Raw genomic sequence first — 12,726 nt, 5'->3', positions numbered from 1 at the left:
GCCCAGCCTACACCCCGCTCGCTGACTGAATCGCCATCGCGGACCGGTTTGGCCCGCGATGGTTTGTTCCATCAACCGATCTTGAGGATAGGCTTCAAGGTGATGCCCTTGGTGCTGTCCTCGGCCGCCTGGTTGATCTGCTCCAACGGATAGAACCTGACCAGCTTGTCGAACGGGAAGCGGCCCTGCTGGTACAGCTGTACCAGCTGCGGGATGAACACCTTGGGCACACTGTCACCTTCAACGATGCCGCGGATGCTGCGGCCACCCAGCAGCAGGTTGTTGACGTCGAACGCCGCCTTGACCCCCAGCTTGGGCGCCCCCACCACGCCGATCACGCCCAACCCACCCAGCGCTTCGATGCCCTGCTCCAATACCTCTGTACGACCGGTGGATTCAAGCGCGAAATCAACGCCACCAGCGGTGATGGCGCGCACCGCCTCGATCACGTCCACCTCGCGGCTGTTGATCGTATGGGTGGCGCCCAGCTCCTTGGCCAATTCCAACCGCGACGGCACCACGTCGATGGCAATGATGGTGGTGGCACCGGCCACGCGTGCGGCCATCACCGCACTCAGGCCGACCGCACCCGCGCCATAGGCGGCAAAGCTGCTGCCGGCGCGTACCTTGAGCGAATTGATCACCGCGCCGGCACCGGTCTGGATGCCGCAGCCCAGCGGGCCCAGCAGTTCCAGCGGCGCATCGGCCGGCACCTTGATCGCATTGTTCTCGCGGCTCAGTGCATAGGTCGCAAACGAGGACTGGGCAAAGAAATGATCGTGCAATGGCTCGCCGTGCGGGTCCTGGATGGCGGTGCTGCCATCGAGTTCGCCACCGCCGAAGTTCAGGCCGAAGAAGTCCTTGCAGTAAGCGCCATGGCCGCCGCTGCACGGATCGCAGTGCCCGCAGGCACCGTAGGTGAGCACCACATGGTCGCCCACCTTCAGATCCTTGACGCCCGGCCCCAGCGCTTCGATCACGCCCGCACCTTCATGGCCGAGCACCGCCGGCAACGGCACCGGGTAGTACTGATCGCGCACGATCAGATCGGTGTGGCACAGGCCCGTCGCAACGACGCGTACCAGCACTTCGTCATCCTTGGGACCACGGATGCGCGCCTTCTCGATGGTGAACGGCTTTTCCTTCTCGCGCGCCACCGCCACGGTGATGTCACGCAGTTCTGCAGATGCACTCATGGGTTTCTCCTGTTCAAAGTGGATAGGCAGGGGCTTCGCCCTTGATGGTCAACCATTGCCATTGGGTGAACTCTTCGATGTTGGCCGGGCCGCCGATGCTGCTGCCATTGCCCGAGGCACCGACACCGCCAAACGGGTTGATGACCTCGTCATTCACGGTCTGGTCGTTGATATGCAGGATGCCGGTGTGCAGCTGCTCACCCAGCTTCAGGGCGCGGCCGACATTGCTGGAGACGATCGCCATCGACAGGCCGTACTCGGTGTCGTTGGCCAACTCTGCGGCGTCTTCATCGCTGTCGAACGGCACCACCACCGCCACCGGTGCAAAGATCTCGGCACGGAAGGCCGGATTGGTCTTGTCCACGCCACTGAGCACGGTCGGCTCGAAGAACAGGTCCTGATAGGTGCCGCCGGTTTCCAGGGTTGCGCCGGCGGCGGCCGCCTCGGCAACCACGCGCGCGGCATGGTCGCGCTGCTGCGCGTTGATCAAGGGGCCGAGCGCGACATCGGCAACGGCCGGATCACCGACGGTCAGTGATTGCGCCTTGGCGACGAGCTTCTCCAGGAACTGCGCGTAGATGCCACGCTGTACCAACACGCGGCCAGTGGCCATGCAGATCTGCCCCTGGTGCAGGTAGACGCCCCAGGCGGTATTGGCGATGGCCAGGTCGATATCGGCATCGTCGAGCACGATCAACGCGTTCTTGCCGCCGAGCTCCAGCGACACTTTCTTCAGGTGCCGGCCTGCCGCTTCGCCAACCTTGCGACCGGCAGCGGTGGAGCCGGTGAACTGGATCATGGCGATATTGGGATCACTGGTCAGCGCCGCACCCGCCGCACCGTCACCCGGCAGCACGTGCAGCACACCGGCCGGCAGCCCGGCCAGTTCAAACAGCCGCGCGATCACGAAGCCGCCGCAGACTGCCGTGCGCGGGTCGGGCTTGAGCACCACCGCATTGCCCAGCGCCAGCGCCGGTGCCACCGCGCGCATCGCCAGGTACAGGGGAAAGTTGAACGGGGAGATCACCCCGACCACACCCAGCGGCCGACGTCGCGCCAGATTCAAGCGCCCCGATGCCGATGGCAGGATCTCACCCACGCTGCGCGAGGGCAGCGCCGCGGCCTCCTGCAACGCCTTGGTGCTTACCTTGTTCTCGAAGCCGGCCTTGAGCTTGGTCGAACCAGACTCTCGCACCAGCCAGTCGATGATCTCGGCGGCGTGTTCATCGGCCAACTGCGCGGCACGGCGCAGCACCTGCGCACGGGTTTCATGGGGTGCATTGGCCCAGTCACGCTGCGCCTTGGCGGCGGCTGCGGCCGAACGCGCGATCTGCGCAGGGTCGGCCATCGCGATGCTGCCAAGCACCTTGCCGGTAGCCGGCTCGATCACCTCATGCAGGCTGCCACCGGGCTGCCATTGACCATCAAACTGCTTTCCCGCCCATAGCGCGGGGGGAAGAAACGCCTGTTCTGCCATTGCCTGTACTCCTAGCGTGGTCCATGCCGACATTGAATACCCGCGTCCCGCGCCTGCCTATTAGCCTTCGGCAAGGTCGTTGCAAGCTGCTGAAAGCATGGGGATTTCAACAATGCACGCTGTCCAGTTTGTGGACAGTGAATGCCAGCCCGATGACAACCCGACGGCAGCCAACGCCGATGCCCACTACAATCGCCTGCCCTGCCAGCCCGAGCGCCAGCCATGAACGAAGAAGCCGCCATCGATCCCATCGCCGTCACCCGCAACTGGGTGGAGAAGGCCGTGATCGGATTGAACCTGTGCCCGTTCGCCAAGGCGGTCTACGTCAAGCAGCAGGTACGCTTCGTGCTCAGCGATGCGACCACGCCGGAGGCGCTGCTGGAACAGCTGGCCGAAGAGCTGGTGTTGTTGCGCGACACCCCGGCCGAGCAGATCGACACCACGCTGATCATCCACCCGGAGGTGCTGGAAGATTTCCTGGACTACAACGATTTCCTGGAAAACGCCGATGCGGCGGTAGAAGCGTTGGATCTGCAGGGCATCCTGCAGGTCGCCAGTTTCCATCCGCAGTACCAGTTCGCCGGTGCGGCGCCAGATGATGTCAGCAACTACACCAACCGCTCGCCCTACCCGACCCTGCATCTGCTGCGCGAAGACAGCGTGGAACGCGCGGTAGCCGCGTTCCCGGACCCGGACGTGATCGTCGAGCGCAACATCGCCACGCTGGACAAGCTGGGCGTGGAAGGCTGGCATCGTGTGTTGGGCGGCGGTGAAGGCAACGCTTGAATGACGCACCTGTAGTGCCGAGCCATGCTCGGCAAGGGGCGCGGCCTTGTAGTGCCGAGCCATGCTCGGCAGAGGCCTTACCGATAATGCCAATGCCGAGCATGGCTCGGCACTACATTGGGCATTGCCGGTAAAGCCCCTGCCGAGCATGGCTCGGCACTACAGTGAGACCTAGGCTGCGCTTACCGGCAGCCATTGCTGCAGCAGCTCGCGCACGTCATGCAGCGAGGCGGTGATGTGGTGACCGTAGCCGCGCACTTCTTCGTCCGGCTCCAGCAGGTCCGGAATCTGGATGGTGGTCATGCCAGCGGCCAAGGCCGCGCGCACGCCGGTTGGTGAATCTTCCAGCGCCAGGCAATGTACGGGGGCGATGCCCAAACCGTGCGCGGCGTGCAGGTAGATATCCGGGGCCGGCTTGGAATGGGCAACATCGCTGCTGGTGGCAACGAACTGGAAATACTGCAGCAGTCCGGCCGCCTCCAGCTTGCGCTGGGCCAGCGGTGAACGGGTGGCGGTGGCCACCGCGCGCGGGATGTCATGCTCGCGCAGCAACTCCAGCAACTCGATGATGCCCGGCCGCAACGGCACACCGGCATCGACGATGCCGGCATAGCGCGCATAGGCTTCTGCCAGCAGTGCGTCGGTACGTTCCATGCCCAGCGCGTCGGCCAGTTTCTGCCGGGTGGTGGCATCGGATGAGCCGATCAGGGACAGCAGCAGCGGGCGCGGCAATGCATAGCCGTGCTCTTGCGCGGTCTGCTCCAGGCAGCCCATCAGCGCACGCTCGCTGTCCAGCATCAGCCCATCCATGTCGAACACCAGCGCCTGCGGGCGGGCCAGCAATTCCATCAGGCCTGCTCTCCAAACAGCACCGCCAGATCGGCGGCATCGAGCTGACGCCATTGGCCTTCAGGCAGATCGCCGAGGCCCAGGCCACCAATGCGCGAACGGTGCAACGCCTGCACGTGGTTGCCCACCGCAGCGAACATGCGCCGCACTTGGTGGTAGCGGCCTTCGTGCAGGGTCAGTCGCGCGGCGCGTGCGCCCAGCACCTCAAGTTCGGCGGGCAGCAAGGGCTTGTCGTCCGACTCCAGCAGCAGCGTGCCGCTGGCGAACCGGGCGGTCTCGCCGCCGCTCAGGTCTTCCGCCAGCTGCGCTTCGTAAACCTTGTCCAGCTTCGACTTCGGCGAGACGATGCGGTGCAGCAGCTGGCCGTCATCGGTCATCAGCAACATGCCCGAGGTGTCGCGATCGAGGCGACCAACGCTGGACAGCACCGGGTCGCGGTCGCGGAAGCGTTCCGGCAGCAGCTCATAGATCAAGCGGCCATGGTCTTTGGTCGAACAGGTGTAACCAGCCGGCTTGTGCAGCATCAGGATCAGGCCCGGCGGCGGGTCCAGCAGCTCGTCATCGATGCGGATGTTGTCGTGCTCGACCTTGTCGTCGGCATACAGCACTTCACCTTGCGCATCGGTGATGCGGCCTTCGCGGAACATCTGCTGCACCTGCTTGCGGCTGCCGTACCCGAGGTTGGCGATGTGCTTGACCAGCTTCATGCGCGGCCCCGGGTACCGACGATGACCTTGAAACCATCGCGCTCGGCGGCCACCCGCACTTCACCGAAGCTCTCGGTGAGGATCTGCTCGTAGGGCAGATGGCGGTTGGCGACCATGAACAACTGCCCGCCCGGACGCAGCGACTGCGCAGCCACGGCGATGAAACGGCGGCCGATGTCAGGCCGGTCTTCGCGCGCCGGGGTGTGGAACGGCGGGTTGGAGACGATGAAGTCATAGCGGCCATCAATACCGGCGGTGACGTCCTGCCAGCGGAAATCCAGCTTCACCTGCTCGCTGACGTTGGCCAGGTTGTGACGGGCCAGCGCCAGCGCGCGCGCCTCGGCTTCGTACAGGTCCAGCGCGGTGACCTTGGGGCAGCGTGCCAGCACTTCGGAGGACAGATAGCCCCAGCCCGCGCCCAGGTCGGCGCCGCGACCGGCCAGATCCGCCGGCAGCTGCTCCACCAGCAGCGCCGAGGCCGGATCGATGCGGTCCCAGGCAAACACGCCGGGGCGGCTCAGGAAGCGGCCATCAACGATCTTGCGCGGTGCATCCAATGCGGACCAGCGCTTGTGCAGCGCCGCGTCGTGCTGGCCTTCGGCCGGCAGCGACCAGTAGGCGCGACAGTGGTTCTTGGTCAGCGTGCCGCCCAGCCCGGCCAGCTGCTGCAGGTCGCTCTCACCGGAGCGCGCGCCTTCGTTGTTGGACTGGCAGGCGAGGATGATGCCGCCCGGGGCCAGCTTGTTCAGGGCCTGCGCGAACAGCGCGCGGGCTTCGTCACGCTGCCGCGGCGGCAGCACCAGCACCAGCGCATAACGCTCGTCGGACTGCTCCAGCGCCTGCTCATCACGCACTTCCCAGCCACTGCGCTGCAGCGCCTCGGCAAACGGGCGGAAGCTCTGCGAGCAGACCAGTTGGGTGCCGTCGGCATGCTCGCGCAGCGGCCAGCCGTCACGCGCGCGCAGGAACAGGACCGGCCCCTGCGGCCAACGCAGGCCAGCCTTGGAGAACGGGAGGAACAGGGTTTCCAACGGTGCGTCGTGCGGAGCAGGCATGCCGGTAATTCGTCTAGCAGGGCCGGCCATTCTACCGGGCCAGCCCCGGTCACCGGCCGCAGCCAGCTGAATGAGGCCTCACGCCCGCGCTGGATCAGGGTTCGGCGGCCGGCAAATGCTGCACCTGGAGCACGCTGTCCAGCCACACCACGTGCTGCTGGCAGGCCCGCAGCAGGTCTTCCAGCCGCACCGTCGCGTTCACCCCGGGCTGCTCGTTGTGGTCGGCAAAATGCTGCAACGTCGGCTGCTCGGTAACGGTGCCAGCCACGCGACTGCCATCCTTGAGGACCAGCATGACCCGGGCCTGCTCCGGCAACTGGCCGAGCAAGGCCTCCAGCGATGCGATCAGCATCGGGTCGGAATAAACATGCGGCGCGTACAGGGGCATGACAGCGTCCATGGGTGAACGCCGTCACAGTAGCGTTTTTCCGCGTGAAATCCGTGCAAAAATTTCAGCGTGGCAGGCGCGCGTCGCGGATCGCCGAAATCAACTGGGTCACGCTGTACGGTTTGGCTACATGCCCCTGGAAACCGGAAGAGAACGCACGCCGGCGGTCATCGGCACGGGCCAATGCAGTCACCGCCACTGCCGGCAGCTCATCGCCGCCGACGCCCAAGGTCTCGCGCAGGGTGTGGATCAGGCCGTAGCCATCCATGCCCGGCATGCCAATGTCGCTGATCAGCACGTCGAACGCGGTATGTCCGCGCAGGTCCAGAAGTTCCAAGGCTTCGGCAGCGGTGCTGGCTGTAACCACCGACGCGCCCTGCTCTTCCAGCAGGCGGCGGATGTAGCCCAGCATGTCGACCTGGTCTTCCACCGCCAGCACGCGCAGGCCCTGCAGGGCATTGGGCACCAGTACCTGCTCACCGATGCGGCCGCGCTGCACGCGCCGGCGCGGATGGTTCGCCGCCTTCTGCGCTTGAAACTCCGGCAGGCGCAGATGGAAGGTGGCGCCACGCCCTGGCCCTTCGCTGGCCGCCGAAACCGTACCGCCATGCAGCTCGGTCAGCTGCTGGACGATGGCCAGGCCCAGCCCGAGGCCACCGTGGCGACGGGTAGTGGTGCTGTCGGCCTGACTGAAGCGGCTGAACAGGTGTTCCAGGAACTCCGGCGCGATGCCGTCACCGTCGTCCTTGATCTGCACCACCAGATGACCGGCTTCGTGCTGCAGGCTGATCTCGATCCGCCCTTCAACCGGGGTGAACTTGATCGCGTTGGACAATAGATTGCCGAGTATCTGCTGCAGGCGGGTGGCATCGCCAAGCACCGGCTGCGGCAGCTCCGGCAGCTCCAGCACCACCGTCTGCGCCTTGCCTTCGGCCACCAGCTCCTGCGCACGCACCGCTTCACGCAGCTGCTCGGACAGGTCCAGCACTTCCACTTCCAGCTGCACCTTGCCCAGCAACATGCTGCTCAGGTCGAGCATGTCCGACATCAGGTTCTTCTGTGTCATCGCGCTGCTGGCGATCACTTCCATGCCACGGCGCATCGGGTGATCGGCCTCCATGCGTTGCAGCAGCAGCTCGCTCCAGCCCAGCACCGTGGTCAGTGGCGTGCGCAGCTCGTGCGACAGGGTAGCGAGGAATTCGTCCTTCATCCGCGCCATGCCTTCGGCGGCGTTGCGCGCCACACGCTCGGCGGTGAGCAGGTCTTCGCGCGCCATTTCGATCTCACGGCGCTCGGTGATATCCGGGCTGTTGCCCGCCAGGCCGATGAAGCGGCCATCGGCCGAAAAACGCGGTACCGCGTTCATTTCCAACCAACGCCATTGCCCATCGTGGCGGCGCACGCGGGTATTGGCGTGCAGCTCGGTGCGGCCGTTCAACGCAGCCTGCAATTCGTACTCGAACGAGGCACGTTCGTCCGGATGCAGAAGGCGCTGCCAGGGGTCCGGCCCCAGGTCCTGATCGGCTGGCAGCCCGAAGAAGGTGAAGAACGCCGCGTTGACGAAGCGCAGCTGGCCGCGGTCATCCACCACCCAGACCGGCATCGGCAGGCCGTCGGCCAATGCGCTGAAACGCGCCTCGCTTTCGGCCAGCTCGGTTTCAATCCGCTTGCGTGCCGAGATATCGAACAGAAACACCGCGACCTGGTGCTTGTCGGGCTTGCCGATGCGTACCGCCTCCACCGAATACCAGCGCGACGGCTCCGACACCTGGCGTTCGAACTGGCTGATCCCGCCCTCGCTGACCACCCGCCCAAAGGCCTGGAACCAATCCGCCTCCATCGCCGGCACCACCTCGCTCGCGCGCCGACCGGTGACATTGCTCAGGCCGGTGACCTTCTGGAAACCGGCATTGACCTTGCGGTAGATGAAATCAACCGCGGTGCCCTGTTCAAACACCAGCTCAATCACGCAGAAGCCGCTGGCCACCGCATTGAATACCTCCCGATAGAGGCTGGAGCTTTCCAGATCCTCTTCGTCCAGAGACAGCAATGACAGGTGTGAGTCCGGGCTGGGGGCAGGCATTGTCGGAGAGGAGAAATGGCGCGGCGAAGAGGGATACGTGCCGCCCAGTCTGGGCGACAAACCATCCACAGCCTGTGATGATGAACCATCGCGCAATCCGCTGCTGCGAACTGGCACCGGGTTCATTGCAGCGTGGGGGTGTGGGCCTCACACTTCCATCATCAAAGTCCATCAGGAGCATGTCATGAAAACACTGACCGTTACCGGACTTGTCCTGGCCTGCCTGCTGGCTGCCGGCGGTGCCGATGCCAAGCCGCGCACCGTATCCGATCCCGAAGCGCCGCATGCCCTGACCGTCGAAGGTCCAGTACAGGTGCAATGGACCGATCCGACACAGTTCACCGAGCTGCGCTACAGCCGCAACCGCTGGGACGCGCAGCGGGGCAACTGGGTGGAAGATCTGGCCGAACACCTGCGCAAGCAGGCCAGCAAGCAGCTGCCGGAAGGGCAGAAACTGGACGTGACCATCACCGACATCAAGCGTGCCGGTGACTACGAGCCGTGGCATGGCCCCCGTCTGGATGACGTACGCATCATGCGCGACATCTACCCACCGCGCATCACCCTGCAGTTCACCTTGACCGATGCCAATGGCCAGGTCATCGACCAGGGCGAGCGCAAGCTGGCCGACACCGGTTATCTGCTCAACAGCAGCCTGCCCAACAACACCGACCCGCTGCGTTACGAAAAGCGCCTGCTCAATGACTGGGTACGCCGCGAGCTGCAGAGCGATCGCAGCACTGCCGGGCTGTAATTCGCAATCGCGTAGATAGGAATCAGAAAGGGCCGCAATGCGGCCCTTTCTGTTTCACCTGTAGTGCCGAGCCATGCTCGGCAGAGGCGTCACCCTTGACCTTGCAGGAGCGGCGTAAGCCGCGAAGCCGACAGCAACGAAATTGCCGATTTTCCTGCCATCGGATTGATCACCAGCTTCGCGGCTGACGCCGCTCCCACAAAGAAGGAAGGACCGCGACACGACGGCGCTCAGCCTCACCGGTAGTGCCGAGCCATGCTCGGCAAAAGTTTCACCGGCACCACATCAGCACAGAGCCAACCCCTCCCCAACCCTCCCCTCCGCCTTCGGCGCAAGGGAGGGAGCAGAAGCATCACGCCGACAAATACACCCGCGGCGTACGCTTGAGGCTGCACGGCAAACGATACGCGCTGGTATTGCAGCGCGGCGCCAACTCGGAAATGGTCGGCGCATTGCCCCACAACTGCACGATGCTGCCACGTGCTGCCTGCGGGTGATCGCTCAGGTCCACGGTCAGCATGTCCATCGATACACGGCCAATCAACCTCCCCGGTACGCCGTCGATCAACACCGGCGTGCCATTGGGTGCGAACTGCGGGTAGCCATCGGCGTAGCCCATCGCAACCACGCCTACGCGCGTTGGCTTTTCAGCGACAAAACGCGCGCCATACCCCAGCGGTTCGCCGACGGCGAGTTCGCGCACCGCGATCACCCGCGACTGCAGGGTCATCACCGGGCGCAGCTGCGCGGCATGCGGGCTGGGCTGCGGATACAAGGGATCGGCGCCGTACAGCATCAGGCCCGGGCGTACCCAATCGCTGCGCACATCCGGCCAGCCCAACAAGGCCGGCGAATTGCACAGGCTGGTTTCACCTGCCAAACCTTCTGTCGCACGAACGAAGACATCGAGCTGCTCGCGGGTGCGGTTGCTGTCCAGTTCGTCGGCACGCGCTAGGTGGGTCATCAACACCAGTGAGCCGACCTGCGGCAGTGCGCTCAGGCGTGCATGCGCGTCGCGGAACTCTTCCGGCGACAGACCCAGCCGGTGCATGCCGCTGTCCAGCTTGAGCCAGATACGCAGCGTGGCGTCGGTCTTGAATGCCTCCACCGCCTCCAGCTGCCACGACGTGGCCACGACCACCCAGAAATCATGCTCGACGATCAACGGCAGCTCGGCCGCGTCGAAGAAGCCTTCCATCAGCAGGATCGGGCCACGGATACCGGCCTGACGCAGCTCCAGCGCTTCTTCGATGCAGGCCACACCAAAACCATCGGCCTCGTCCTGCAGCGCGCGGGCGCAGTTCACCGCGCCATGGCCATAGGCATCCGCCTTGATGATCGCCAGGGCCTTGCCACCGCCGAGCTGGCGGGCCAGCCGGTAGTTGTGGCGCAGTGCGTCCAGGTCGATCAGTGCCTGTGCCGGGCGCATCAGTGCTGACCCTTGCCGTAGCGGAAGATATCCAGGCCTTCGGTGCTGATCTGCGGCTGCTTGCCGCTCATCAGATCGGCCAGGTAACGACCGGAGCCGGCCGCCATGGTCCAGCCCAGGGTGCCGTGGCCGGTATTGAGGAACAGGTTGCGATACGGCGTTGCGCCGATCACTGGCGTGCCGTCCGGCGTGGCCGGGCGCAGGCCGGTCCAGAAGCTGGCCTGCGACAGGTCGCCGCCGTCCGGGTACAGGTCCTTGACCACCTTCTCCAGCGTGGCGCGACGGCGCGGCTCCAGCGACAGATCGAAACCGGCCACTTCGGCCATGCCACCGACGCGGATGCGGTCTTCGAAGCGGGTGATGGCGATCTTGTAACTTTCGTCGAGGATGGTCGAATTCGGTGCCATCGCTGCGTTGGTGATCGGCAGGGTCAGCGAGTAACCCTTCAGCGGGTACACCGGCAGCTGCATGCCCAACGGTGCCAGCAGCTGCGGCGAATAGCTGCCCAGCGCCAGCACGTAGTGGTCGGCGGTCTCCAGCTTGCCGTTGATGCGTACGCCGGTGATGCGGTCGCCATCGGTCTGGATCGAAGCGATGTCCTGGTCGAAGCGGAACTCGACACCGGCCGCTTCGGCCAACGCCGCCAGCTTGGTGGTGAACAGCTGGCAGTCGCCGGTCTGGTCTTCGGGCAGGCGCAACGCGCCGACCAGCATCTCTGTCTTGCCGGCCAGCGCCGGCTCAACCCGGGCAATGCCCTGGCGGTCCAGCACTTCGTAGGGCACGCCGTATTCGCGCAGCACCTCGATGTCCTGCGCGGCGGCGTCCAGCTGCTGCTGGGTACGGAACAACTGGGTGGTGCCCAGCTGGCGGCCTTCGTAGTCGATGCCGGTGGCAGCGCGCAGCTCGTTGATGCAATCGCGGCTGTAGTCGGACACCCGCACCATGCGCGCCTTGTTGGCCGCATAACGGGCCGAGGTGCAGTTGCGCAGCATCTGCCACAGCCAACGGTACTGGGCGATGTCGGCGGTGGGGCGGATCGCCAGCGGCGCGTGTTCCTCGAACAGCCACTTGATCGCCTTGAACGGCACGCCCGGGGCGGCCCACGGCGAGGTGTAGCCGAAGGACAGCTGGCCGGCATTGGCAAAGCTGGTTTCCAGCGCCGGGGCCGGCTGCCGGTCCATCACGGTGACCTCAAAGCCGGCCTGCCGTAGATACCAGGCACTGGTCGTGCCGATCACACCGCTGCCAAGCACCAGAACGCGCATTTTCATTCTCCGGACCACATCATTCCCTGCACACGGGACGGCAGGGGCTAGGAACGGCGCAGTATATTCAGGGTCAGCCAGTTGTTTTCCCTGTATTAGCTTGCCAAATCAGGTTAATTTCCCGCTTCGTTCATCAAAAACAGAGCCGCCATGGCCACCCGCAGCCGCGAACTGGACAAGATCGACCGCAAGATCCTGCGCATCCTGCAGCAGGAGGGGCGTATCTCCTTCACCGAGCTGGGCGAACGCGTCGGCCTGTCGACCACGCCCTGCACCGAGCGCGTGCGCCGGCTGGAGCGCGAAGGCGTGATCACCGGCTACTACGCACGACTGGACCCTTCCTCAGTCAAGGCCAGCCTGCTGGTGTTCGTGGAGATCAGCCTGGCCTACAAATCCGGCGACATCTTCGAGGAATTCCGCCGCGCGGCGCTGAAGCTGCCCAACGTACTGGAATGCCATTTGATGTCCGGCGATTTCGATTACCTGCTCAAGGCCCGCATCAACGAAATGGCCTCCTACCGCAAGCTGCTCGGCAGCACCCTGCTGACCTTGCCGCACGTACGCGAATCCAAAAGCTACATCGTGATGGAGGAAGTAAAAGAAACCCTCTGCCTGCCAATAGCAGAGTAGTGGGGGGGGGGGGGGGGGGGGGGGGGGGGGGGGGGGGGGGGGGGGGGGGGGGGGGGGGGGGGGGGGGCGGGGGGCGGGGGGGGGGCGGGGGGGGGGGGCGCGGGGGG

General features: G+C 65.2%; 12 protein-coding genes. 3 read left to right on the top strand and 9 right to left on the bottom strand.

Features of this window, described 5'->3' with window-relative positions:
• Positions 1–71: 71 nt before the first annotated feature.
• Positions 72–1,196 (bottom strand): NAD(P)-dependent alcohol dehydrogenase, encoded by a 1,125-nt coding sequence (locus AC13FW_RS19190; RefSeq protein ID WP_482990129.1) that lies wholly within the window; start codon positions 1,194–1,196, stop codon positions 72–74.
• A gap of 13 nt (positions 1,197–1,209) precedes the next feature.
• Positions 1,210–2,673, bottom strand: coding sequence for a benzaldehyde dehydrogenase (locus AC13FW_RS19185; protein WP_482990128.1), 1,464 nt, complete (start codon positions 2,671–2,673; stop codon positions 1,210–1,212).
• 222 nt (positions 2,674–2,895) lie between these two features.
• Between AC13FW_RS19185 and AC13FW_RS19180 the strand changes: the two genes are divergently transcribed.
• Positions 2,896–3,459, top strand: a complete 564-nt coding sequence (locus AC13FW_RS19180) for a DUF1415 domain-containing protein (protein ID WP_296249741.1) — start codon at positions 2,896–2,898, stop codon at positions 3,457–3,459.
• Positions 3,460–3,630: 171 nt separating this feature from the next.
• Here the strand turns inward: AC13FW_RS19180 and AC13FW_RS19175 are convergent, their stop codons facing one another.
• The 5 genes from AC13FW_RS19175 to AC13FW_RS19155 all read right to left on the bottom strand — a co-directional run bounded on the left by AC13FW_RS19175 (position 3,631) and on the right by AC13FW_RS19155 (position 8,541).
• Complete coding sequence (locus AC13FW_RS19175; protein WP_482990127.1) at positions 3,631–4,308, bottom strand: HAD family hydrolase; 678 nt, start codon at positions 4,306–4,308, stop codon at positions 3,631–3,633.
• Positions 4,308–5,015, bottom strand: a complete 708-nt coding sequence (locus tag AC13FW_RS19170) for a pseudouridine synthase (protein ID WP_482990126.1) — start codon at positions 5,013–5,015, stop codon at positions 4,308–4,310. The genes AC13FW_RS19175 and AC13FW_RS19170 overlap by 1 nt, the downstream gene beginning before the upstream one ends.
• Positions 5,012–6,070, bottom strand: coding sequence for a class I SAM-dependent methyltransferase (locus AC13FW_RS19165; RefSeq protein ID WP_482990125.1), 1,059 nt, complete (start codon positions 6,068–6,070; stop codon positions 5,012–5,014). The genes AC13FW_RS19170 and AC13FW_RS19165 overlap by 4 nt, the downstream gene beginning before the upstream one ends.
• A 94-nt stretch (positions 6,071–6,164) precedes the next feature.
• A complete protein-coding gene (locus tag AC13FW_RS19160) occupies positions 6,165–6,470 on the bottom strand; it encodes a DUF3247 family protein (protein ID WP_481615610.1) in 306 nt (101 codons plus the stop codon).
• A 52-nt stretch (positions 6,471–6,522) separates the two neighbouring features.
• Positions 6,523–8,541 carry an ATP-binding response regulator gene (locus AC13FW_RS19155; RefSeq protein WP_482990124.1) on the bottom strand — a complete coding sequence of 673 codons (2,019 nt, stop codon included), beginning with the start codon at positions 8,539–8,541 and terminating at the stop codon, positions 6,523–6,525.
• A 184-nt stretch (positions 8,542–8,725) separates the two neighbouring features.
• Between AC13FW_RS19155 and AC13FW_RS19150 the strand changes: the two genes are divergently transcribed.
• Positions 8,726–9,295 carry a DUF3016 domain-containing protein gene (locus AC13FW_RS19150; protein WP_296249754.1) on the top strand — a complete coding sequence of 190 codons (570 nt, stop codon included), beginning with the start codon at positions 8,726–8,728 and terminating at the stop codon, positions 9,293–9,295.
• A gap of 352 nt (positions 9,296–9,647) precedes the next feature.
• Here AC13FW_RS19150 and alr read toward each other — a convergent pair whose 3' ends face one another.
• Both alr and AC13FW_RS19140 read right to left on the bottom strand, forming a co-directional pair.
• Entirely contained in the window at positions 9,648–10,724 is a 1,077-nt protein-coding gene (alr, locus tag AC13FW_RS19145) for an alanine racemase (protein ID WP_482990123.1), read from the bottom strand.
• Positions 10,724–11,989, bottom strand: coding sequence for a D-amino acid dehydrogenase (locus AC13FW_RS19140; protein ID WP_482990167.1), 1,266 nt, complete (start codon positions 11,987–11,989; stop codon positions 10,724–10,726). Before AC13FW_RS19140 ends, alr begins: the two co-directional genes overlap by 1 nt.
• 150 nt (positions 11,990–12,139) lie before the next feature.
• On the opposite strand from AC13FW_RS19140, the gene AC13FW_RS19135 reads away from it, so the two are divergent.
• Positions 12,140–12,619 carry a winged helix-turn-helix transcriptional regulator gene (locus AC13FW_RS19135; protein ID WP_057626761.1) on the top strand — a complete coding sequence of 160 codons (480 nt, stop codon included), beginning with the start codon at positions 12,140–12,142 and terminating at the stop codon, positions 12,617–12,619.
• The last annotated feature ends 107 nt before the right edge of the window (positions 12,620–12,726 follow it).

The sequence above is a fragment of the Stenotrophomonas sp. 21LCFQ19 genome, assembly GCF_056861425.1.
The sequence above is the reverse complement of the archived record's forward strand: the minus strand, read 5'-3'. Positions and strand labels throughout refer to the sequence as shown.